Source organism: Mesorhizobium sp. M1A.F.Ca.IN.022.07.1.1 (assembly GCF_003997575.1).
GTDB lineage: Bacteria > Pseudomonadota > Alphaproteobacteria > Rhizobiales > Rhizobiaceae > Mesorhizobium.
This window is the reverse complement of record NZ_RZST01000677.1, coordinates 1-894: the sequence shown is the minus strand read 5'-3', so window position 1 is coordinate 894 and position 894 is coordinate 1. Positions and strand designations below refer to the sequence as shown.

The window sequence follows — 894 nt, the reverse complement described above, 5'->3', positions numbered from 1 at the left end:
CTCCCATTCCACCCGAGACCGGCAAATCAAGTTGGGTGTTCAAGGCGCGGATCGGCCCTTTTTAAAGCCTCCGCGATTTCATCGCCTGGACGAAGTCGGAGAACTTCCGCGCCGCCCATCGCAACGCCGGCACCGCCAAGGTGCATTATCTTGGCCACCCCGAGTTCGAAGGGTTTTTGGTCGTCGAGGGCGCCTGACCGCCGCTAACGCGGCGGCCTTCCCGCACCTGATTAGGCTGCCGCGAGCAGGCTGGCATTGCCGCCGGCCGCCGTCGTGTCAACGCAGACCGCGCGCTCATGCGCATAAGCCGCCGGATTAAGCACTTCGCTGACCAGCGGCACGATCGGCCCGGCGCGCTCGGCAACCACCTTGCGCACGATGCGCGCCGCTTCCGGCGTGCCGGAGAAGGCAACGACGTCGACGCGCAGCGAGCGCGCCTCGACCGGGTCCGGCCGACCGTCGATCGCCGCCAGTGGCAGGCCCTTGCCGGTCAGCGCCGACAGCGCCGCCGGCGCGCCTGGCGCCACTGCCAGAACGGCATTGCCGGCGGCTAAAGCCTGGATTGTCTGCGCAAGCAGCGTCTCGGCATCCGGCCCGAGGCAGAGCACCCGTCCGCGCGGCGCCAGCGACAGCGTGTTGGCCTCGCCGGTCGGGCCCGGCAGGTCGACCTGCCCGAAATCGAGGCCCGCTGCGGCGGCGATGGCCGCAGCCCCCTTGCCGCGCAGATGTTTTCTCAGAATCGCCACGCGATCGGGTCGCGTCGACCAACCGCCAAGCGTCGGGTCCGGCAGATTGTCCGCGAGTTCCGTCGCCGTCACCTTGTGGCCGTCGCCGACTTCCGTTCCGGCTTGCGGGCCCTTGCGGAAGCGGCGCAGATAATGTGGCCCGCCGGCC

General features: G+C 69.5%; 2 pseudogenes. One reads left to right on the top strand and one right to left on the bottom strand.

The annotated features are described in order from the left end of the window. Positions 1-77 precede the first annotated feature (77 nt). Positions 78-197 (top strand): annotated as a pseudogene (locus tag EOA75_RS33335) (antibiotic biosynthesis monooxygenase); the annotation flags it as partial. A 33-nt stretch (positions 198-230) separates the two neighbouring features. Here the strand turns inward: EOA75_RS33335 and EOA75_RS33330 are convergent. After that, positions 231-894, bottom strand: a pseudogene (locus tag EOA75_RS33330) (bifunctional proline dehydrogenase/L-glutamate gamma-semialdehyde dehydrogenase); the annotation flags it as partial.